Below are 20,619 nucleotides of genomic sequence, written 5' to 3' on the forward strand. Positions count from 1 at the left end.
ATAATGAAACTCAGACCCCTGCTGGCAATGACCGGCGGATTCCTCGCCGCGCTTGCCGTCACCACGGCCACCGCCAAGCCCCTGTCCCAGGAAGATCTCTCCGTGGCCGAGGTGCTACGGGATCGCGCGCTGGAGTCTTCCGATGCATACAGCATCGTGGAGTCCCTGACCGTTGAGGTGGGCCCGCGTCCGGCAGGTTCCGAGGGCGACCGCCGCGCGGTGGCCTGGGCTCAGGAAAAGATGAAGGCGCTGGGCTTCGACCGGGTCTACACCGAGCAGATCGAAGTGCCGCGCTGGAATCGCGGCCATGCCCACGCACGTGTGGTTTCTCCGTTCCCGCAGCCGCTGGTAGTGACCTCCCTGGGTTACAGCGTCGGCACCCCGGAACAGGGGCTGACCGCCGAGATCGTCGAGTTCGGCGATGTGAGCGAACTGATCGCGGCACCGGCAGACAAAGTCCGCGGCAAGATCGCCTTTATCAATAAGCGCATGGAGCGCACCCGCACCGGTGAAGGCTATGGCCCTGCTGTGGGTGGACGCAGCCGTGGTATGCGCGCTGCCGCCGAAAAAGAGGCCGCGGCACTGATGATCCGCTCTGTGGGCACCGACTCCGATCGCTTTGCCCACACCGGCATGATGTCCATCGACGGGGTCGAAAACCCGGTGCCGGCCCTGGCCCTGTCCGCCCCGGACGCCAACCTCCTGGAAGCCATGCTGAAGCGCGGCCAGCCGGTAGTGGTGAACCTGGACGTGCACAACCAGCGTCTGGAAGACGGCCCCTCCTTCAACGTGATCGGTGAGATCACCGGCCGCGAGAAGCCCGAGGAAGTGATGATCATCGGTGCCCACCTGGATTCCTGGGATGAGGGTACCGGCGCACTGGACGACGGCGCTGGTGTAGCCATTGTGATGGAAACCGCCCGCATGATTGCGGAGCTGCCGCAGCGCCCGCGTCGCACCCTGCGTGTGATCCTGTACGGCGCCGAGGAAATCGGCCTGGTGGGTTCCAAGCAGTACGTTGAAGCGCATCAGGACGAGCTGGACAACATCATTGGCGTGTCCGAATCCGACTTCGGTGCCGGCAAGATCTGGCGTTTTGACACCCGCCTGCCGGAGACCAAGTTCGATATCGCCGACCAGATGATGCAGCTGCTGGCCCCGCTGGGCATCGAGCGCGGTAACAATCAGTCCTCTGGCGGCCCGGACAGCAGCGTGTTCGTTGCCCGCGGTGTACCGGCCTTTGGCCTGTATCAGGACGGTAGCGACTACTTCGATTACCACCACACACCCAACGATACCCTGGATAAGGTAGACCCTGAGATTCTCAAGCAGAACGTTGCCGCCTGGGTGGTGATGTCCTTCCTCGCCTCTGAAATGGAAGGCGACCTGGGGCGGGTGCCGACCGACAATTGATGGTGTCCAGTTAGAAATTCCACAAGATTGTTTGTGCCAAAGCCCCGCCAAGTGCGGGGCTTTTTTTGGGGAGTGTCTGATCATCTGCAGGCTGCAGATATTGGCGCTATATGAGAACATCGGCCGGGGGAGGTGAAGTAGATCCACAGTTTGCCGGTAGGCTCCATCGCAGATCTGCTCCTGTGCCACCTGACCTTTGCACGGTGAAGCACCTCCCTCGAAACAATATAAAGAAATTGCCCCGAGTGACATGGGTAGTAGCCGTTGCGTATGAGGGGTATAGAGGAAAAACAAATGGAAAGTGTAGTAAAAAGGTGCTGTGTCGCTATCTCTTTGCTTATGGCGATTTCTGTCTCATTTGGGGCGGTTGCGAATGAATCCGCGCAGAAGCTTGGAGTCTGCATGTCAGACTCGTTAAATGGTAAAGAACGGAAAAAGCTCGCAAAATGGGTTTATCTCGGGATGTCAGCACATAGCACCATTCAGCCTTATTCAAATTTCACAGAAAAGGATGTGGACGAGTCAAACAAGTATCTCGGCGCTTTGGTGACCAGATTACTGACAGAGGACTGCCCTGATTTGGCGAAGTCTGCTCTCCAGGAAGGTGGCTCCCAAGCGTTCGAGCACGCATTCGGCGTGGTGGGACAAGTGGCGATGCAAGAAATAATGGCTGAATCCTCAGTCTCCCAGTCGCTAGCAGCTTTCGAAAAATATCTTGACCAAGAGAAGTTTAATAGTGTCTTCAATTGATATGGCGCGTGTGAAGCGTCGAGTTGCCGCTGTGGCTGCAAGGGCATAGGTTTGGTGGCGTCCGCGTATCTGAACGACACCGCGTTTTATCTGTTCGTGCTGAAGTTTTATTGAGTTAAGCTTGCACGAAAGTCCAAGTTTGCAGTGAGGCCCCGCCTATGGCGGGGTTTTTTGTGTCTGAACCAGACAAAGCTCCTTGTTATTTAGTTGGGGGTTGGGTGAATAGGCATGGTTGGCTAAGTCTTTGATTTTGTAACGATTTTCTTCGGGTTGGGCTTGGAGTGGGGCCTTCTTTCTGAAGTGAGCAAAAACCAGAGACCGATTTGTTCGAGTATAAAAGTATTTTATTGTTAGCTAAATGCCTGATATTCCGAGAGTAACTGGGTTGCGTGAGGGGATATTTTTCGAGATAAAGAGCCGTGGACAAAAAAGCCTATGGCTTATAAATAAAACAGCTATTTGACCCTTTAGAGAGAGTATGGAAAAGATAAACTTCACGGAAGAAGAGAAAAGGCAGATCGTCCAGAAGTTGAAGATCTTTTTTAATGAGGAACTTGAGCAGGATATTGGGGGCTTTGACGCAGAGTTCCTTATTGATTTTTTCGCTGATGAGGTAGGAGCGTATTTCTATAATCGGGGACTCTATGATGCTCAAGCCCTTTTATCAAAAAAATTCGATGAGCTAGCAGATACCATATATGAGTTAGAGCGTCCAGTGAGTCTTGGTAGATAGGCCGGAGGGCAGATCTTGCTCACATAAAAGGTAGGTGAAGGCTGGCGCCTAAATCCTTACCTGACTTTTGTGTTGCTTGCCAGGCTGGAAAATCAACCTAAAGGTGGCGTGATGGTGTGGTGCGCACTATTAAGGCATTAATTCTTGGAGAGTCAAGAATGCTTGTAGCTGTTTTGGGGTGTCTGATTTTTGTTGTCAGTGTTTTACAGATTCGATTTCCGGGTTTGGCTGTCATGTTGAAAAATACAGAACCAGAGATCTGGAAGAGCCTTGGAGCTCCATCGGGGTTCTCTTTCGCGGATCTAGGTAATACGATTTCGCTTTACACTTGGATTCTGTCTAAGAGATTCTTAGATTCTGATAATCCCGAGCTCGTCGAGGCAGCCAAGAGAGCGCACGCGAAGGCGCGTCGAGTACAATGTGGTCTCATCCTGGGGCTAATAATGATGGTCGCGGGGTTCGCAGTAGCTCTGCTGCGGACATTTGCTTAACAAGACCTGGCAAAATACTTCTGGCCTCGCCTCTCTGCGGATGGCCTTATAAACCTGTAGGGAAAAATATATGAATGTAAGCCTTACCCTCATTGGGCAATTTATTCTTGTCTTTGCGGTAATTAATACGTTGGTATGCTATTACCTCGGTCGCCGTAAAGTTGAAACCCCGGTGCTTGCTGCAGTTCTTGGCTTTGTGTTTTCAATAGTTCCAATATTTGGTCTGTTATACACCGTCTTGTTGATGTTCAAGGAAGATCTAGGTAGTCGCCGTGAAAGCCGAGCGTGATTCGGTTGCAAGAAAACCAAGCGATTTACTCGGTCCCTTCCGTTTTTCCGGTTCTTTCGGTCCTGCGCGGGAAAGCCTAAGGTTAGGTCGCCTTTATTGCGAATGTTAGCGATTCAGGGAGGAAAGAATGTTCAGCTCAAGTGTCGGGCTTATCCATACTTTATGCGCGATCATTGCAGTCATAATTGGTGGTCTAGTCGTTCTATTTCGAAAGGGGACAGGGCGGCATAAGGCTCTGGGGTACACATTTTTCAGTGCCATGATCATGATGAATGTGACGGCGCTTTTCACTGAGTCAATATATTCTTTTGGACCATTTCACTGGATGGCAATCGGATCACTTGTGTTTGTTACAGCTGGTGTATCGGTGCCTGTACTGTTTCGAAAGAGTCGGAACTGGCTAAGAGTTCACTATGATTTCATGTTGTGGTCATATGTTGGACTGATTGCAGCGATGTTCTCGGAAATTGCCGTAAGGGTGCCGGCTGTGGGTACCGTAATTGGTGGGGGCACTTTGTTCTGGACCTTGGTGATAGCGTCTAGCGTCTTGACGTTCGTCGTTGGCGGATACCTGATAAACAGTCATCGTCGAATCCACTTTTGAATGGCGTAGTAGCGATTCCAGATGCTTCACCTCAACTGATTTTAGCGGGGCTTCGATACTGCTTGGCCGCTGTTGGCGACCTGAGTAAGACATTGAGTGGGGTTATGGGGTTTAGTGCAATGATCTATAGCAGCAGCCTGAGGTCCCTATACGACTGCGCATGCTGTCAATCTGACGCTTCCGGTTTTAATTGAAAATGGGTGTCACTGGGTCATCCAGATATGCCCGGTATTCGGGGGCTAATGCTCAGGTCAAACTTTGCGATACTTGTGGATTTCCTTACTCATGCCTTGTGACGGACGCTGTTTCGGAATGAGCGGTTTTTGCAAGGCTTTTCACTGGGCAGTTGAGCTTGGTTGCCGGGGCGTGCCTCTTCAGCAACAAGTCAAAGTAGATAAGCATTTAACGAGCAATTGTGCGGGCTACTCGAGGGAGAGATTTGTGCCTATCAGGAAATGGAGTATCCAATACTTAGTGATGCTGCTACTGCTGTTTACCTTGTTTTCGGCAGTGCAATATCTGAAAGGCAGAGAGCTGGCTTACGCAATAGAGTTTGGCGTGCTGTGGGCCTGGATCAGCTCTACCATCTTCCTGGTGGTTCGGATAAGAAACTACAGAAACCGGGTAGACTGTCAGCTGTGTAACGATCTTCGTGATAAGTAGATGACATTACCCAACTCAAAAGCTGATAGGGCCAGCAAGCGAATGTCCAAGCTATGGACTTCTGAAGAGGCGTTCCTTACGGAAGCTGTGTGTACTCGACTTGGTAAACAGGCATGATCGGCCCGCTCCTGGTAGCAATATCCTGGATTCTTCTGCGAATAGAGGGTCGCAAAATCAGCGTGCTGGGCTTTGATAAGCCGCAGCAGCGCTCGATTGAGTTCCTGTCCGGGTTTACCGTTGCTGCTGTCTTTGCTGCAGGCCAACTTCTTCTTGTCGGATGGTTCTCTGGTTTCAGTTGGATGCTAAACCCTGATCTAACTGTCTCCGTTGTTCTGGAGGGGCTGAGCTGGAACGTAAATTCGGTTCTGTTCGAAGAGCTGATTTTTCGGGGTTACTTGCTTTACAAGGCGATCGAACTATGGGGTCCAAAGAGGGCTTGTTTGCTTTCAGCAGCCGCTTTTGGTGTCTACCACTGGTTTTCTCAAGGTGTGTTCGGTCAGCTGGTGCCGATGGTGTACCTCTTTATGATGACTGGCCTTTTTGGCCTGATGCTTGCCTACGCCTTCGAGCGCTCGAAATCGGTGGTACTGCCTGTCGCATTGCATCTAGGCTGGAATCTGGTGTCGATATTTGTTTTCTCTAATGGTCCTATAGGATCACAGCTTTTCATTCCTGCTATATCAGAACCGACAATGATGAGTGGCCTGGAGCAGAGTGTCGTGAGCATACTGCTCCCTGTGACCTTACCTGTACTGGTTCTGTGGGTAATAGTGCGTAGAATTGATCGCTACCGCCACGGCGGAGTGAGCCTCGCAATGACAGAACCATAATCTGTCGGACCAAATCACAACAGGAATACGTCACGTGCTTACCCATGGTGAGCCATGCGAACAGCCATGTGCAATGCAGGGAATATGATGATGAAGAAAATAGTCGGGATGAGTTGCTTGCTGTCCTTGAGCTCACTTGCGCTTGCAGAGGATCTGACCGGGGTTTGGCAGCTGGTTTCTGGTGAGTATGTCAATGGAAGTGGTGATCTGGTCGATTATCAAGATCATGATCTTCAGTCGTTGAAGGTGATTTCCCGCTCCCATTTCAGCTTTACCTCCATGAAAGGGACTGAGTTTTGGGCGTCTGGCGCTGGCACATATGAAGTCGCGGATGGGAAGTATACTGAGAAGCTGCAGCACAATTCATTCGGTGAGGAAGCTGGCACCTTGTATATATTTGATACAAAAATAGAAGGAGAATACTGGTACAACTCTCGCTGGGAAGATGGCAAACGCGTTGAGTATGAAGTCTGGAAAAGAGTTGAGTGACAACGATTCGAAGCTTCATGGCAGAGTGCTGTGCACGTATCAGAGCGCTACGACTGCCATGAGCCAACTCAATACAATGGCTTTAGCGGGCTATACAGGCCTGGCTGCGCTAGTTGTCGGGCTGATTTCATTTGCCATCAACTGGAATGTTTATGGCGGGGGGATGACCGGCTATGAAATTCTGCTTTTCCCGGGAAATTTGACGCTCAAATATGTTTGGCATCCATTGTTTACCGACGAAATCAATTTTTGGCCTAAGCTTGTTCTTCATTCGCTAGGGCAATTTAGTATCGTTAGCCTCTTTGCCGGGCTTGTCGTTAGTTTGTTGAGGAAGCTGCGGCTTGCTCATGCCTCTTAGCTGGGCGGGCAGTCTGGTACGTCTCTTGCTACGCGCCTGGGTTCCAATAGTGGGTCGTCCCCTCCATACCGGCCGACAAATATGGCTTTCCGTCCAGATCAGTTGTTTTGTCAGGCTATCGGATCCAGTCATAGTGAGTGCCAGGGTAGCCTGAAGTTTTTTATACGTTATCCTCTTGGGGATAAGAGGAAGATTACATGGGATCATTGTTTGGCTTGGTCGGTTGGTGCATCCTGTTTGTGCTCTGTTGGCCCCTGGCGCTGCTGACGCTGGTAGTTTGGCCGATAGTCTGGGTGCTCTTGTTGCCATTGCGTCTTATCGGAATCGCCGTGGATGCAGTCTTCGCTTTCCTGCGTACAGTGCTGTTCCTTCCGGCTCGGCTGCTGGGCTACCGAGAGCCCGGGGAGAAAGACACTTCCGCCTGATAGGGGAGGAGGGTTATCTATCGAATGGTCATTTCAAACCAGTCGTCACGGGATAACAGGTATGTTGGTTAGGTTTTCAGCTCGCTTTAGGTTCTCCCGTATTAAGAGCGTGTTAGGGGTGCCGAGCGCGGGACATGTGAAGGGTTTATTCAGCGGGAGGCGTTAGTGTTGCAGTCAAGCAAGGTGCACTTGGCGGATGCGCAAGAAAGCTATTTTGAGCACCAGGGTGTTGCTTTCCAGTACGGCTGGAATTGCCTGAAGGCTGCGCTAATGGCTTTCATACATGGTGTCGTGCCGGGTTTGTACAAGGCCGGGGCCAGTGATCTGGTGAAAAAGCTCAGTTCTGGCCGGCGCGGTAAAGAACAAACGGTGCAGCCCTCCGATTAGGTAAGCCCCGGATAACAATCATGATCAGCAAACGCTGGGCAGAGGCGAGGCCTCGCTGGCTGCTGGAAGGCCTCACCAAAGGGGCAGAGCTGCAATACCTGCCGATCTTCAGCGTGTCAGCCGTTTCACGCAGACCTGGTCCCCGTAATAGTTGTCCTGATAGTTGCATTCGCAGTCTTGAGTCATGTGTTCAGTGATTTGGTTGAGTCTCATATCTTGCTCCTCTTTCATTTCTCTCCGGCAGTTTGGGTCACGGCTATGATCTTATCGATAGCCATGATGGGGGTTAAATCAATTTTCCCTCTACCTGAGATAGACGTAGCCTATCAAGTGCATCATGGTGACCTCCCGAGGCTCCGCTGGAGATAGGCAATAATGGGAACAGCGTTTGATGGTGCATGGGCGCGGACAGGCTTTGTAGCCGCGTGGGGAAGAACAGGAGAAGAGCGTGCCGCTAGCCATACGACCAGCCCGACAGGATGAGGCCGAAACGATCCGTGAGATCCATATGAAGGCATTCGGCGAGGAAGAGGGACCTTCAGTGTCTCAACTGTCGGTGGACCTGCTGGCCGACGAGACCGCGGAACCGCGCCTGATTCTGGTGGCAGAGGATGCCGGCGAGGCCGTCGGGTGTGTGATTTTTACCAACGTACAGATTGAGGGCGCTGAGTCTGTCGCGGGATCGATTCTGGCCCCGCTTGGGGTGGTGCCTCGGTGGCACGGGCAGGGTGTTGGAGCCGCGCTGGTGCAGCATGGCCTGGATTTACTTAAAAGCCGCGGTGTAGACCTGGTTCTCGTGCTTGGGGACCCGCGCTATTACTCGCGGTTTGGATTCCGGGCGGGGCATGGCATTGCCACGCCCTATGATCTGCCTTACCCGGAAGCGTGGATGGCTCTGGAGTTCACTCCCGGTCTACTGGACCGTGTGGCCGGTGTGGCGCGATGCGCGACCATGCTCAGTGCGCCGGAGCACTGGTAGGGGGCTGTATGTCCGGAAAGGCCAAGAAGGGCGAGGACCTGGATAAGGGGTGGTCGCAGAAGGTGACCCAAACCAGTGACGCGCTGGATCTGGAGAAGGGGGTGTTCGCCCTCAAGGATCCCAAGGCGATTGCCCGCTCGCTGAGCCGCTCGGCGGAGGAAAGCCAGCGCAGGAAGTCCGAGCCGTTCCGCTCCGCCATGTCGATGCTCACCTTTTATATCAACCGGGCAGGTAAAAGCCTGAGTACAGAACAGCGCGAAGTGCTCGAACAGGCGAAGGAGGAGCTGCGCCGTCTTTACGGCAAGCCCCTGCAGGGTAAATCCGGCAACAAATAGCGACCGCCTCAAACGATGGACTTGATCAGTCCTCCTTCCGCCTTGATGCTGGCGCCGTTGATGGCAGAGCTGAGAGGAGAGGCCAGAAAGGTGACAATACTGGCGATCTCTTCCGGTTTGATGAAGCGCTGTATCAGGGAGGTCGGCTCTGTCTCCTTGAAGAATTCCGCCACAAACTCCTCCTCCGATTTGCCCTGTACCTGGGCGCTTTCCTTAAGCCAGTTACTGACGCCTTCTGTCAGTGTGGGACCAGGCAATACAGAGTTGACGGTGATGTCGCGGCCACTACCCTGGGTGAGGTTGGCGAGGCCGCGGCCGATTACGATCTGCGCTCCCTTGGTCATGGAGTAGTGCACCATGCTTTCGAGGCCGCGCATGCCGGCCTCACTGGCGATATTGATGATACGTCCAAACTGGCGTTCCAGCATTTTGGGGAAGAAGTGCCGGGACAGGCGCACCGTACTCATGATGTTGGCGTCAAAGAATGTCTGCCATTCCGAGTCCTCGATTTCAGCGAAAGGCTTGGGGTTGAAGATACCCATATTGTTGACCAGCACATCGAGCTGGCCCATGGCATCGATTTCTCTGCACATACGCTCGCTATCGGCAGCATCGGCGAGATCTCCTTCCACAGCCAATACCTCGCCCTTCGAAGACAGGCTATCAGCCAGCTGTTGTGTGCCGCTGCGGCCATTAATGATTACCCGGGCGCCCTCATCCAGCAGGGCCTCTGCAATTGCCCGACCGATACCTTTGGTGGACCCGCTGACAAATGCCAGCTTGCCCTTAAGATGAAGATCCATATAACGCTGCCCTCTAGGTTTAAAAGTGCTCGTTAGGGCAGTATAGAAAGGGTGTGGTTTGAGGATGATGCTTTGACGGGGCATGATGAATGCCAGTTCGCGCCAGTGTTGGCGGGTCTGTGTGCAAGGAGGGGAGTGATGATTCCTGAGCTGTCAGGTATTGACCATGTGCATATCTATGTCTCCGATCGTTCAGCAGCGCATCACTGGTATCAGCAAGTGCTGGGTTTTCGCGTCATGGAGCAGTACCTGCTCTGGGCGGCGGACGGTGGACCACTGATGCTGGAAGACCCTGCCGGGCGGGTCCACCTGGCGCTGTTTGAGTCCGACAAGGGACCCCCTTCGACGATTGCCTTCGGCGCCAGCGGTGTGGAGTTTCTGCGCTGGAAAGCGCACTTGGAAGAGTGTGGGGAAGGTGTGAGCGTGTCGGATCACGACCTCTCCTGGTCGCTCTATTTCAGTGATCCAGATGGCAACCGCCACGAAATTACTACCTACGACTACGATGCGGTTAAGGAGCATCTGCGTTAGAAGCTTGCGCAGTGCAAGGCAATGCCTGGAGAACCAAGAGTGAACTGGCTGGCCATTGACGGCAGTTATGGTGAGGGTGGTGGACAATTAAGCCGCTATGCGGTGGCGCTGGCGGCGATCAGCGGTCGCTCGCTACACCTGAAAAATATCCGCGCAGGACGGGCCAAGCCGGGCCTGATGGCGCAGCACCTGGCCGCACTGCGGGCTGTGGCCGAGGTCTGCGGTGGTGTGCTCGAAGGGGCGGAGCTTGGAGCACAGGAAGTTTATTTCAGGCCGGGTCCTATTCGTGGTGGTGAATATCACTTCGATGTCGGCACGGCCGGCAGTGTCGTATTGGTTCTGCAGGCACTTTTGCCTGTGGCGCTGAAAGCCGATTCAGCGGTGCAGCTGTCGATGGCAGGTGGCACGGACGTGCGCATGGCGCCACCGGTGGATTACCTGACCAGGGTCTTTTTGCCCTGGCTGGCGCGTATGGGTGTCCGGGTGCAGATCGAATCCATTCGCCATGGTTACTACCCGAGAGGCGGGGGCAGGGTGAACCTGAGGGTGCAGCCCTGCAGGTCACTGTTACCTCTAACTGCCGATATGCCCGGTGCTTTACAGCGAATTGCCGGCGTGTCCCATGTCGCACACCTCCCTTCGCATATCGCGGAGCGTATGGCGAAGTCTGCACGCGAAGTACTCGAGGGACTGGGACCGATCCAGGTTGAGGAGCAAGTGCTAACCGATGTCGAGGCTTTTGGCTCAGGCGGCGCCCTGGTGCTGGTAGCCGAGACCGAAAACAGTCAGCTGGGGGCGGCCGCGGTGGCCGAGCGTGGCATACCGGCTGAACGGTTGGGAGAAGAGGCCGGGCGCGCACTGCTCGCAGAACTGGAAGCAGGCGCGGCCGTGGATGTGCATGCCTGCGACCAATTGCTGCTTTACGCCGCCATGGCGGCGGAGAGTTCTCGATTGGCGGTGCGCGAAGTAAGCCGGCATGCGCAGACCGTGATGTGGCTCGTGGAGCAATTCCTGCCAACTAGATTCACGGTCACACCCTGTGGGTCGCTTTTCCACATCGACGTACATCCCGGCTAGATATCCAGCACTGCGCCGATAAAGTCAGGGTTAAAATCTTCCGCAAACTCGCCAATTCATGCTGCAGTGCTTCCTGCCCTTAAATCGTGATTAACAGCTGAGCAACCGCGACTGGAGTGCTTTGGCGGAGAAATAACGCGTTGCACTTCTTCGCATGAAGAAGCTGGCGCAGTGGTCGCAGAAACATTGTGAAAGGGGCTGTGCCAGGTCCATTCCGGTAGGGCCACGAAGATTGAATTCCTCAGGCCTGCCAACTATATGTTCCCGTAGCGTTTGCCCGCCCTCCTGTTGGTGAAATTCCTCTGGTGATCCTTATGCCGTTGCTGCGTTCGCTCTTACTTTCTCTGCTCGCTCTCGCGATTGCTGGGCTTGTCATGGCGCAGGCCGATGTCAAAAAGCCCTCCAGTGAACAGGATGTTGAAGCGGTTCTGACCGGTGGTGTGCCGATGGGGCGCTGGAAGGAGGGGCTGCTGTTTGATGGAGTAAGGCCAATGCCGTGGCTGAAAAGTGCCGCCAACTGGTTTCCCGGTACCGAGGACGTCCAGCCTAATGAAATGCGTGTCACCTTTATGGGCACGGCACCCATGATTCGCCCCGGGCAAATGAATACCTCGATCTATGTCGAGCTGGGCAATGGCGACAAGTTTGTATTCGACATGGGCGAGGGAGCGGTCGCCAATTACGTTGCGGCGCGGGTGGCTCTGAATGAAATCAAGCATGTCTTCATTACCCACTTGCATGTCGACCACTTCGGCTCACTGCCCTACCTGTGGATGTTCGGCACCTGGGCCGGTGGTTGGCATGAGCCCCTCACCATCTACGGCCCGTCCGGACGCACAGCGGAGTACGGCACCAAAAAAATGGTCGAGGGGATGAGGATGATGCTCGGCTGGCACCGGGATGCCTTTTCGGTATTTCCGGTGGGGAAAGGGCACGATATTCAGGTCAAAGAGTTCGACTTCCGCGACAATGGTGGCGTGGTGTATGACAAGGACGGGGTGCGCGTGATCCACTGGCAGCGATCCCACGCCAAGGATGGGGCATCGGGTTACCGTCTGGACTGGAATGACATGTGCTTTGTGTGGACTGGTGACGGGCGGCCGAGCAAGCTGGATATCAAGTATGCCAAGGGCTGTGATCTGTATGTGACCGAATTACAGCCGGAGGTGGTTGAGATCAATTCCGGTGTGCAGGGCGTCCCGCCTTTCCTGGCCCGCTATACCATCGACACCCACCACACACCGGGATACGCAGCGGGCTACCTGGCCAGCCAGATCAAGCCGAGAATGTTCATGACCACGCACATGAACTTTGATCCGTTCCTGAATGAAGAGACGGTGGCAGAAGTCCGCCATCACTGGAAGGGCCCCTACCACTTTGGCGCGCCGGACGGCATCGTCGTCAACATGACCAGGGACCTGGTCTGGGTGCGCGAGGGCATCTTGCCGGATTACCCGAATAGCCGCGCCCCCCAGTTCGACTTCAGCCGCGGACAGCTGGTGGTGCCGCACCCTCCCCATCGTCGAGAAGATATTCAGGAGCCGTTTGTGCGGGAGCAGCAGCTGGATCCGGCTGCTTACTATCCCAAGGGTTATATGCCTCACCTGCTGGAGGACTGGCCGGTAGAGGGGGATATCGTCATCCCCATGGACGTGCTGCCGGATAACCTCAAGGACAGTATGGGTGCGTCCTGGCGGCTGAGGAACAAGAATCGAAAAGCTCTGGAAGAGCAGCCCGGGAATTAACCCGGGCTGCTCAGGATTCAGCGCTGTTCGCCACGCAATCCCAGTACCTCTTCCTGCAGGTTGGCCGCCCGTGCGGATGTGGCATCCAGCGGCTTGCCGGCCACCACACTCACTTTTGACCAGAAACGCTTGGGCAGGGTGGTAAAGGCGTTACCACCTTTGTGGCTGAAAAAGCTGCCCCATAGCCCGCGCAGGGCCATGGGGATAACCGGTACCGGGTTCCTCTGCAGGATTTTCTCGATTCCCGCCTTGAAGGGCGCGAGCTCACCGTCCTTTGTCAGCTGCCCCTCGGGGAAGATGCATAGCAGGTCACCATCATTCAGCGCCTGTTCGATTTCCTCAAAAGCGCGCGCATAACCCTCGGGATCCTTCTGCTTCGAGCAGATAGGAATGGCGCGGCCGGTGCGGAAAACAAAGTGCAAAACCGGGATCTCATAGATGGGCTTGTACATGATAAAGCGGATGGGTCTGCGCACGGCGCCGGCCAGTAACAGCGCATCCACATAACTCACATGATTACAGGCAATGATGGCCGGACCTTCGTCGGGAATCTGTTCCAGCCCCTCATGTTTGACCCGATACATGGTGTGGGAGAGCAGCCACACCAGAAAGCGCATGGCGAATTCCGGTACTTTCTTGAAAACAAAGACCGCTACCGCCGCATTCATCAGTGCGATGACCAGAAAAAATTCCGGAATGCTGAAGTTCAGCATATTAAGGAACACAATGCCGAGAATCGCGGAGACCACCATGAAGAGCGCGTTGAGGATATTGGTGATGGAGATCACCCGCGCGCGCAGGGCTTTTTCGGTGCGGTCCTGGATCATGGCGTAGAGCGGTACGATATAGAAACCACCGAAGATACCGATCAGCACCAGGTGTGCCAGAAAAGCCTGGGCACCGGCGCTATGCCAGAACGCCAGCAGGCTCGGTTCCTGTAACGGCGCCAGGTTGCCGCCAATGACCGCCAGCATGATACCGCCGTAGGTGAGACCAGCGGCACCAAGGGGTACCAGGCCAAGCTCGATGCGACCCCCGGAGAGCCGTTCACACAGCAATGAACCGATCGCAACGCCAATGGTAAAGCTGCACAACAGTAACGCCACCAGGCTCTCGCTACCGGCAAGCACGTTTTTGCTGAAGCTGGGGATCTGGGTCAGGTACGCGGCGCCCAGCAGCCAGAACCAGGAAATGCCGATAATGGAGTAAAAAATGGCCGGGGTTTTGACGATCTCACGCAGGAGGCGCGTGGTCTGGCGCATGGGATTCAGGTCGATCTGCAGCTCCGGTACCGGCGCAGGAGCGGTAGGCACCTGCCGGCAGACGAGATAACCAGTTACAGACACGGCGATGATCACGCCTCCGATCCACCAGATCCCGCTACTGTCGCCATCGCCGAGTCCGAACAGAATGGTCCCGGTAATGGTACCGGAGAGAATGGCGACGAAGGTGGCCATCTCCACCAGTGCGTTACCGCCCACCAGCTCATTGCGCCGCAGGTGCTGGGGCAGGATGGCGTATTTGATTGGCCCGAAAAAGGCGGACTGTACGCCGAGCAGGAACAGCACCAGCAGGCTCAGACTGTTGCTGCCACTCACCAGCGCATAGACGCCGAGCATGGCGATGCCGATCTCGGCCAGCTTGATACGCCGGATCAGCAGGCTCTTGTCATATTTGTCCGCCAGCTGACCGGCTGTGGCGGAAAACAGAAAAAACGGCAGAATAAACAGGCCCGCGGCCAGGTTGTTGAGTGCATTCGCCTGATCAGCGGCCAGCCGGAAGGCAATCATCACCATTAGCGCGCTTTTGAACACATTGTCGTTGAAGGCGCCCAGAAACTGGGTAGTGAAGAAAGGCAGGAAACGACGGCTGCCGAGCAGCTGGAACTGATTGCGGTGGGCCATTCCCAGGCTCCCCCTGTTATCGATTTGCTCCCTATAGTACGGAAATTGGTACTGAAATTCTCCGCCAAACCAATCTGCCTTGAGCTGGCGTCCTTGAGCAAGTGGTGTAAAGCATGCTTGACATTGGGGTGGGTTGGGTTCAGGCTGTGTAAAGTAAGCTTTACATGGGCTTGCAGAAAATCAGAACAACGCAAGGAGAATGGACGCCATGGTGAACAACGATCTTCCCACTCGGAACTGTCGCGAGGGTCTCGTGCACAGCACCCGCAACCTGGCCTTCTGGACTGGCGCATGGCTACTGACAACAGCGCTCATGACGTTCGGGGCCAAGCTGCTGTGGCCGGGTAATAACACCCTGAGTTTCATCACAATTGCGCTGAATCTTGCCGCCGGAGCGGCGATGATCCTGGCCAATATCCGTCATCTGCGGGTTCAGGACGAGCTTGAGCGAAAGCTGTTTCTGGATGCCGCCGCCATCACGCTGGGTGTCGGGTTGGTCGCCGGAATCGCATGGCAGTTTTACGGCAACCTTCCCTCGTCACCGGTGCAACCGCAGATATCGCACCTGATCCTGTTGATGGGGGGCACCTTTCTGGTAAGCCTGGTGGTGGCAATGCGGAGGTTGCGTTGAAAAATCATCTGAAAGCACTGCGGGGGGAGCGCGCCTGGACTCAGGCGCAACTGGCAGAAATGCTAGGTGTTTCACGCCAGACAGTGGTGGCCATAGAAAAAGGCAAATATGACCCGAGCCTGCCCCTGGCATTTGGCATTGCGCGGGTGTTCGGGTTGCCGATAGAGAAGATCTTTATTGCGGAGTAATGTCCTCCGCTCAGCCAATTCCCTGGGCCAGTACCGCGCTGGCGACGCGATAAAAGGCGGCGACATTGGCTCCGCGGTGATAGTCCACATAACCATCATGCTCGCCGGCGTGTTCGACGCTCTGCCTGTGGATATCCTGCATGATCTCCAGCAGCTGCTCGTCCAGGCGCTCCTGTTCCCAGCGGGAGAACGAGGCGTTCTGGGCCATTTCCAGGCCGGATAGCGCCACGCCACCGGCATTGGAGGCTTTGCCCGGTGCGTGCAGGATTTTTTTGTCCTTGAAGATCTCGATCGCATCTTCGGTACAGGGCATATTCGCTCCTTCCGCAACGATCAGGCAGCGGTTGTGAGCCAACGATTTTGCATCGTCTCCAGCCAGTTCATTTTCGGTCGCACAGGGCAGGGCAATGTCGCACTCGAACTGCCAGGGCTTCTCTCCCTCATGCCAGTCGCCCCCGCTGTTGTTGCGAATTTCTTGTAGAAGTTTGGTGCTATCCATGCGCAGGTCGATGACCCGCTCGATTTCCTCTGCGGGAATACCGTCGCTGTTGTGAAGCACACCTTTGCTTGAGGAGAGGGTGATGACCCTGGCCCCCAGTTCCGTTGCTTTCTGGGCTGCATGCAGCGCGACATTGCCGGCACCGGAAATAGCAACGTTCAGGTTCTCCAGATCCTGGTAGCGACGTGCGAGCATGCAGCGCAGGAAATAGACCAGGCCATAGCCGGTGGCCTCCAGGCGTACATGGCTGCCCCCAAATTCGATGTCCTTGCCGGTCAGCGCACCGCTGAAGGTATTCGCGAGTCGGCGGTACTGGCCGAACAGGAAACCAATTTCCCGCTGCCCCACATTGATATCGCCTGCAGGCACATCGGTGTTTTCCCCAATATGCCGGTAGAGTTCATTCATAAAAGCCTGGCAGAAGCGCATGATCTCCCGGTCGGAGCGACCGCGGGGATCGAAGTCGGAGCCACCCTTGCCGCCCCCAATGGGCAGGCCGGTTAATGCGTTCTTGAAGGTCTGCTCAAAGGCGAGAAACTTGAGAATGGAGACGTTCACAGACGGGTGAAAGCGGATGCCGCCTTTATAGGGGCCGATGGCGCCGCAGTGCTGCACTCGCCAGCCGCGATTGACGTGGACTTTACCCCTGTCATCTTCCCAGCAGACACGGAAAGAGATGATGCGATCGGGCTCACTGAGACGATGCAGAATCTTCGCCGACTGCCACGCCGAGTTTTCCGAATAGGAGCCGTAGACGTCACAGGCAAGGTCGCGTACGGCCTGAATAAACTCCGGCTCATTGGGATTTCGGGATCCCACCCAGCCAATAAAATTCTCCATGCACTGCTCGTCGCTGCTGGCCATTGGCTCTCCTCGTGTTAGTGAATTTTACGCCTTTCCGGCCTGTCTCAACGATACGTTCACACCCGCTGTAGAGGATTAACTGTCATTGAGATTAGTTGCCTGTGGTGCTGCCGTCTATTCAGGCGCCAGATTCCTTTCAACTGAAATTTTGCTGCGTTAGGGTGGTGAACTCGAAGGGTTGGACGGTATTCACAGTAGTGAAGGATCGCTAGGGGTGCCGGTCTGATTCTGTGCTTCGGAACAGAAAAGGGAGTCAGCCATGGGCCATTACGACCGCAGTAAGGGATATGTTGCGATTCTGGGGTGGAGTCTGAATGCCATCGATGCGATTGACCGCTTCGACCGGCGCTACGTGATTGTGGCGCCGCCCTGGGCCGAAGAGTATGCCAATCGCTATGACATTCCATATATTCCCTGGAATTTTGAACGGCTCAATGAGCGTTCAATGGAAATTGCCCAGCGCCTGCAAAAGGAAGGTGTGGATGTGGCCATTCCGTTGTACGAAGAAACAGTCGAGTGGGCCGGTGCCATCAATTCTGTCTTGCTGGGAAATCCCCGTCTGATGGGGCAGTCGTTGCTCTTTCGCGACAAGGCCCTGATGAAACGGCGCGCACAGCTCGGCGGTATCCGGGTTGGTATTTTTGAAGAAGCCCAGGATAAATCCGATGTGATCCGTTTTTTGACGCGGGTCAATCAAGCCCTGCTAAAACTCGATGGTGACCCGAACGACCCGATCCACCTCAAGGCTTTCGATAAGGCCGGTTGTCTCGGTCACCGCGTAGTTCGCACGGCTGATGACGTGGATAACATTCCCGAAGATGAATTTCCGGTGCTGATGGAGAGTCACCTGGATGGTTGGGAATTCGCGGTGGAGGCATTCATCAAGGACCGCAAGATCCAATTTATGAATATCTCCGAGTACGTGACGCTGGGATATTCCGTCTTTGTTCCTGCCACACCGGATCTGGAGAAATGGCGGCCACGGGTGGAAGAGGAAATCGAAAAGCTGATCGAGGCGTTTGACATCGACTTCGGCTTTATTCATCCGGAATACTTCGTCACCAGTGATGGCAAGATGTACTTTGGTGAGGTGGCCTATCGTCCACCTGGATTCAATGCTTTTGAATTGATCGAGCGCGCCTATGGATTCAATGCTTACCAAGGCATGGTCTTGATGTTCGATCCGAAAACCACCGATGAAGAAATTGCCGAGTTTTTTCCGCAGGAAGTGGTGGATGCCAAAGGCCATGCGGGCTGTTTTGGCGTTTACCCACGGCGCCGCGTTGTGAACGAGCTCAGGATTCCTGCTGACACTCAGCGCGATGAGTATTTTGAATTCCACGAGCTACAGTCGCCGATGCAGAACAAGGTGCCTAAGCGCAGCGCCTTTGGCACCCACTGGGGGCTGGTCTACTTTTTTGGCGAAGACCCATATCGCCTGCGTGACCTGCTGAAAGCTCAGGAAGAATTGGATTACTATGTCTGATCACGGTATTGGTAGATTGAGTAACTGTAGTGAGCGAATTGGGTCTCGAGAAGCTGACAGAAAAGTTTGACCATGCACTGAGTCAGCTGGAGCAGGCGCGCAGATTCAACAAGTATCGCTACCAGGCCGCCACGCTGGAAGCGGCTGCACGTCTGCTTCCCGTCGAGGGGGGCATTGAGGCGCTGTACCAGCGTGCGAGTCGTTTTGATCGCGCCGGGCTGTTTGCGGATACCCCCTGGGATACCCCTGATACCCTGTTGCCGGGCCTCGTGCGCAGCTCGTTGGAAAGTGAAGACCGGGTTACCACAACCATTGAGTTGCTCAGTGAACTGCGCCTGCTGGCGCTCGCCTGCGGGCTTTACTCCCATACGGGCGTACCCGGTGCGCAGGCACGCCACTTCCTGACTCAGGTGTTGGCACTGAATCTGGATTATCTTCTCGGTGGGCCGGCGGAAGCGACGCGTGTGCGACTCGGTAGTCGCGTTTCGTCTGTAGAGGCGGTGCTCCGATTCCTGCTTGCGGGAATCGGCTTTGGGGATACTCTCAGCAGCCTGGTGACAGAGATTCACCGCGTACTGGCCCAGCGACCGATTCAGGTGGACAGCATCAAGTCGATGATCACCCAGATCGCCGTTGCCCGCGCCGGTGGCGCAGGCACAGGTGGCCGCGCAGGACCGGAGGCGGATCTGCTCGTTCGTGCACTTTTCGGCCCGACGCCGGGCTGCGCTGACGATCCTGGTCTGGATGTTTACCAGCAGCGTCTGCAGGCAATGCCCGATGAAGACCTGCAGGAGGAAGCGCTGCAGTTTGCGCAGCATATGCGCAGTATCGGGCTGGCCTCTGATTACCACGCCCAGTTTCTTCGCTGGGTCATGAGCGAAGGGCACGACGGCCTGTTGGCGGAGGCTCTGGGCCTGAGCAGCACCGGGCTCGATGTCTTGCGCTGCTATCAGCAGCTGGTTCACCGCCTGGTGGAAGTGGCGATTTATCCGCAGACGGCCCAGTGTGTATACAGCCTGGCGATGATGCTTGAGAGCGGTGTCCTCTATGCACCGCCGATCGCACCGGCACTCTGGCGACAGATCGACTTATCGCTGTCGCCCCATTGTGAAGCGCTGATGAGCTGCGCTTTTGGCGATGCCCTACCGGCACGGGTGCGCCTATTGGCGGGCGCGCTTGCGATCCTGGGGCAGCCTCTGGGGATTGGTCAGGGTAATAACCCCACCTGCCAGTCGGCCCGGGCCATTTCACTGTGGGCTCACAACGATCCGGATTACCTGCTCTACCTGATTCAGCAGGCAGCGCGCTTTGATGAGGTGGTGATGCATTTCGAGGGTGAGCCGCTATCTTCCCGTGGTGTGGCCGCTACCGATTTGCAGCAGCTGCCGCTGGATACTGACCCGGTTTCCGTCTTGCTCGTTCCACACCTGGACAAGATTTACCACCAGATGGGTGGACTCTGTGCGGACCGGGGCGACGATCCCCACCGCTGGGTCAACCCAGAGTTTCACGGCTGGTGGGTGGGGCGTGCTTTCAATCTGGCGGTAGAGCTGGAGAGCGGCCAGTTGACCGAGTATCGGGATTTTATCGCGCGTTTTTACCGCAGCTATCATCCCTACTGCAACGGCAACCAGCCCATCATTCATCCGCAGCCAGCGGGGTTGGCGATTACCGACAGCAATGCTGCTTTTGTGGGGTGGCACGCGATCACCCTGATCCGGGTCGGACTGGATCAGGATGGCGTGATGCGGGTCTATTTCTTCAATCCGAATAATGACAGTGGCCAGGACTGGGGTAATGGAGTCCTGGTCTCTACGGACGGTTATGGCGAGCGACACGGTGAATCCTCACTGCCTTTCGCGGAGCTGACTTCCCGTCTCTATTTGTTCCACTGCGAGGATGAGAGGCCCGAAACAGGGCGGCCACCGGAGGCGGCGGAAGTGACGAAAGTGGAGCAGATGGCGATCGCGAGCTGGGCGGCGTCTCGAGTTCCGCCGGCTGGAGCAACCGACGACAAGCCCGTTATCGGGGAGCCTGCATCGCGCTCCGGGGATTGAACGGCTTTCCGGATGAAGCACAGGTTGCGCTTCGGCATAAAAAAAGCCCCGACGAGCGGGGCTTTTTTGGCTTTGAGCCAGTGAGGGC

The 20,619-nt window shown here is 55.5% G+C and carries 21 protein-coding genes; 18 read left to right on the plus strand and 3 right to left on the minus strand.

Going from position 1 to position 20,619, the window contains the following annotated elements:
- Positions 1–3 precede the first annotated feature (3 nt).
- The 11 genes from AUP74_RS07370 to AUP74_RS07435 all read left to right on the plus strand — a co-directional run bounded on the left by AUP74_RS07370 (position 4) and on the right by AUP74_RS07435 (position 8,746).
- The gene (locus AUP74_RS07370; RefSeq protein ID WP_069947005.1) at positions 4–1,413 is read left to right on the plus strand and encodes a M20/M25/M40 family metallo-hydrolase; all 1,410 of its coding nucleotides are present in this window, start codon (positions 4–6) and stop codon (positions 1,411–1,413) included.
- 294 nt (positions 1,414–1,707) lie between these two features.
- Positions 1,708–2,163: a hypothetical protein gene (locus AUP74_RS07375; RefSeq protein ID WP_069948755.1), complete on the plus strand. Its 456-nt coding sequence runs from the start codon at positions 1,708–1,710 to the stop codon at positions 2,161–2,163.
- 478 nt (positions 2,164–2,641) lie between these two features.
- Positions 2,642–2,896 carry a DUF2164 domain-containing protein gene (locus tag AUP74_RS07380; RefSeq protein WP_069947006.1) on the plus strand — a complete coding sequence of 85 codons (255 nt, stop codon included), beginning with the start codon at positions 2,642–2,644 and terminating at the stop codon, positions 2,894–2,896.
- Between the two features lie 907 nt (positions 2,897–3,803).
- A complete protein-coding gene (locus AUP74_RS17555; RefSeq protein ID WP_069947009.1) occupies positions 3,804–4,280 on the plus strand; it encodes a DUF2306 domain-containing protein in 477 nt (158 codons plus the stop codon).
- A gap of 776 nt (positions 4,281–5,056) precedes the next feature.
- A complete protein-coding gene (locus AUP74_RS07405; protein WP_069947011.1) occupies positions 5,057–5,773 on the plus strand; it encodes a CPBP family intramembrane glutamic endopeptidase in 717 nt (238 codons plus the stop codon).
- A gap of 84 nt (positions 5,774–5,857) precedes the next feature.
- Entirely contained in the window at positions 5,858–6,262 is a 405-nt protein-coding gene (locus AUP74_RS07410) for a hypothetical protein (protein WP_145924339.1), read from the plus strand.
- Positions 6,255–6,620, plus strand: a complete 366-nt coding sequence (locus tag AUP74_RS07415; RefSeq protein ID WP_069947013.1) for a hypothetical protein — start codon at positions 6,255–6,257, stop codon at positions 6,618–6,620. Before AUP74_RS07410 ends, AUP74_RS07415 begins: the two co-directional genes overlap by 8 nt.
- A gap of 197 nt (positions 6,621–6,817) precedes the next feature.
- Complete coding sequence (locus tag AUP74_RS07420; protein WP_069947014.1) at positions 6,818–7,045, plus strand: hypothetical protein; 228 nt, start codon at positions 6,818–6,820, stop codon at positions 7,043–7,045.
- Between the two features lie 189 nt (positions 7,046–7,234).
- Positions 7,235–7,432, plus strand: coding sequence for a DUF6356 family protein (locus tag AUP74_RS07425; protein ID WP_145924340.1), 198 nt, complete (start codon positions 7,235–7,237; stop codon positions 7,430–7,432).
- A 448-nt stretch (positions 7,433–7,880) separates the two neighbouring features.
- Positions 7,881–8,411, plus strand: coding sequence for a GNAT family N-acetyltransferase (locus AUP74_RS07430; RefSeq protein ID WP_069947016.1), 531 nt, complete (start codon positions 7,881–7,883; stop codon positions 8,409–8,411).
- A gap of 8 nt (positions 8,412–8,419) precedes the next feature.
- Complete coding sequence (locus AUP74_RS07435; protein ID WP_069947017.1) at positions 8,420–8,746, plus strand: DUF3175 domain-containing protein; 327 nt, start codon at positions 8,420–8,422, stop codon at positions 8,744–8,746.
- Between the two features lie 8 nt (positions 8,747–8,754).
- Here the strand turns inward: AUP74_RS07435 and AUP74_RS07440 are convergent, their stop codons facing one another.
- The gene (locus AUP74_RS07440; protein WP_069947018.1) at positions 8,755–9,549 is read right to left on the minus strand and encodes an SDR family NAD(P)-dependent oxidoreductase; all 795 of its coding nucleotides are present in this window, start codon (positions 9,547–9,549) and stop codon (positions 8,755–8,757) included.
- A 138-nt stretch (positions 9,550–9,687) separates the two neighbouring features.
- On the opposite strand from AUP74_RS07440, the gene AUP74_RS07445 reads away from it, so the two are divergent.
- From AUP74_RS07445 to gntH, 3 genes are all read left to right on the plus strand, one after another.
- On the plus strand, positions 9,688–10,080 hold the full coding sequence (locus AUP74_RS07445; RefSeq protein WP_069947019.1) for a VOC family protein: 393 nt from the start codon (positions 9,688–9,690) through the stop codon (positions 10,078–10,080).
- Positions 10,081–10,119: 39 nt separating this feature from the next.
- A complete protein-coding gene (rtcA, locus tag AUP74_RS07450; RefSeq protein ID WP_226999911.1) occupies positions 10,120–11,157 on the plus strand; it encodes an RNA 3'-terminal phosphate cyclase in 1,038 nt (345 codons plus the stop codon).
- 374 nt (positions 11,158–11,531) lie between these two features.
- Entirely contained in the window at positions 11,532–12,902 is a 1,371-nt protein-coding gene (gene gntH / locus AUP74_RS07455; protein ID WP_226999912.1) for a guanitoxin biosynthesis MBL fold metallo-hydrolase GntH, read from the plus strand.
- A 17-nt stretch (positions 12,903–12,919) separates the two neighbouring features.
- Here gntH and AUP74_RS07460 read toward each other — a convergent pair whose 3' ends face one another.
- Complete coding sequence (locus tag AUP74_RS07460; RefSeq protein WP_069947021.1) at positions 12,920–14,806, minus strand: MFS transporter; 1,887 nt, start codon at positions 14,804–14,806, stop codon at positions 12,920–12,922.
- A 208-nt stretch (positions 14,807–15,014) separates the two neighbouring features.
- On the opposite strand from AUP74_RS07460, the gene AUP74_RS17385 reads away from it, so the two are divergent.
- Both AUP74_RS17385 and AUP74_RS17390 read left to right on the plus strand, forming a co-directional pair.
- Positions 15,015–15,437 carry a hypothetical protein gene (locus tag AUP74_RS17385; protein ID WP_145924341.1) on the plus strand — a complete coding sequence of 141 codons (423 nt, stop codon included), beginning with the start codon at positions 15,015–15,017 and terminating at the stop codon, positions 15,435–15,437.
- Entirely contained in the window at positions 15,434–15,625 is a 192-nt protein-coding gene (locus AUP74_RS17390; RefSeq protein WP_069947023.1) for a helix-turn-helix transcriptional regulator, read from the plus strand. The genes AUP74_RS17385 and AUP74_RS17390 overlap by 4 nt, the downstream gene beginning before the upstream one ends.
- A gap of 10 nt (positions 15,626–15,635) precedes the next feature.
- Here the strand turns inward: AUP74_RS17390 and gdhA are convergent, their stop codons facing one another.
- Positions 15,636–16,988 carry an NADP-specific glutamate dehydrogenase gene (gene gdhA / locus AUP74_RS07475; RefSeq protein WP_069947024.1) on the minus strand — a complete coding sequence of 451 codons (1,353 nt, stop codon included), beginning with the start codon at positions 16,986–16,988 and terminating at the stop codon, positions 15,636–15,638.
- Between the two features lie 259 nt (positions 16,989–17,247).
- Between gdhA and AUP74_RS07480 the strand changes: the two genes are divergently transcribed.
- Together AUP74_RS07480 and AUP74_RS07485 are read left to right on the plus strand one after the other, a co-directional pair.
- Positions 17,248–18,474: an ATP-grasp domain-containing protein gene (locus AUP74_RS07480; protein WP_069947025.1), complete on the plus strand. Its 1,227-nt coding sequence runs from the start codon at positions 17,248–17,250 to the stop codon at positions 18,472–18,474.
- Positions 18,475–18,503: 29 nt separating this feature from the next.
- Positions 18,504–20,531: a hypothetical protein gene (locus AUP74_RS07485; protein ID WP_069947026.1), complete on the plus strand. Its 2,028-nt coding sequence runs from the start codon at positions 18,504–18,506 to the stop codon at positions 20,529–20,531.
- Positions 20,532–20,619 lie beyond the last annotated feature (88 nt).

Origin of the sequence: Microbulbifer aggregans, assembly GCF_001750105.1 — a bacterium.
Taxonomy (GTDB): Bacteria; Pseudomonadota; Gammaproteobacteria; order Pseudomonadales; family Cellvibrionaceae; genus Microbulbifer; species Microbulbifer aggregans.

Coding starts and splice junctions, on each gene's coding strand:
- AUP74_RS07435 (WP_069947017.1), top strand. CDS start 8,420: ATGTCCGGAAAGGCCAAGAAGGGCGAGGACCTGGATAAGGGGTGGTCG.
- AUP74_RS07420 (WP_069947014.1), top strand. CDS start 6,818: ATGGGATCATTGTTTGGCTTGGTCGGTTGGTGCATCCTGTTTGTGCTC.
- gntH (WP_226999912.1), top strand. CDS start 11,532: ATGGCGCAGGCCGATGTCAAAAAGCCCTCCAGTGAACAGGATGTTGAA.
- gdhA (WP_069947024.1), bottom strand. CDS start 16,988: ATGGCCAGCAGCGACGAGCAGTGCATGGAGAATTTTATTGGCTGGGTG.
- AUP74_RS07405 (WP_069947011.1), top strand. CDS start 5,057: ATGATCGGCCCGCTCCTGGTAGCAATATCCTGGATTCTTCTGCGAATA.
- AUP74_RS07460 (WP_069947021.1), bottom strand. CDS start 14,806: ATGGCCCACCGCAATCAGTTCCAGCTGCTCGGCAGCCGTCGTTTCCTG.
- AUP74_RS07480 (WP_069947025.1), top strand. CDS start 17,248: ATGGGCCATTACGACCGCAGTAAGGGATATGTTGCGATTCTGGGGTGG.
- AUP74_RS07440 (WP_069947018.1), bottom strand. CDS start 9,549: ATGGATCTTCATCTTAAGGGCAAGCTGGCATTTGTCAGCGGGTCCACC.
- AUP74_RS07380 (WP_069947006.1), top strand. CDS start 2,642: ATGGAAAAGATAAACTTCACGGAAGAAGAGAAAAGGCAGATCGTCCAG.
- AUP74_RS17385 (WP_145924341.1), top strand. CDS start 15,015: ATGGTGAACAACGATCTTCCCACTCGGAACTGTCGCGAGGGTCTCGTG.
- AUP74_RS07445 (WP_069947019.1), top strand. CDS start 9,688: ATGATTCCTGAGCTGTCAGGTATTGACCATGTGCATATCTATGTCTCC.
- AUP74_RS17555 (WP_069947009.1), top strand. CDS start 3,804: ATGTTCAGCTCAAGTGTCGGGCTTATCCATACTTTATGCGCGATCATT.
- AUP74_RS07410 (WP_145924339.1), top strand. CDS start 5,858: ATGATGATGAAGAAAATAGTCGGGATGAGTTGCTTGCTGTCCTTGAGC.
- AUP74_RS07375 (WP_069948755.1), top strand. CDS start 1,708: ATGGAAAGTGTAGTAAAAAGGTGCTGTGTCGCTATCTCTTTGCTTATG.
- AUP74_RS07370 (WP_069947005.1), top strand. CDS start 4: ATGAAACTCAGACCCCTGCTGGCAATGACCGGCGGATTCCTCGCCGCG.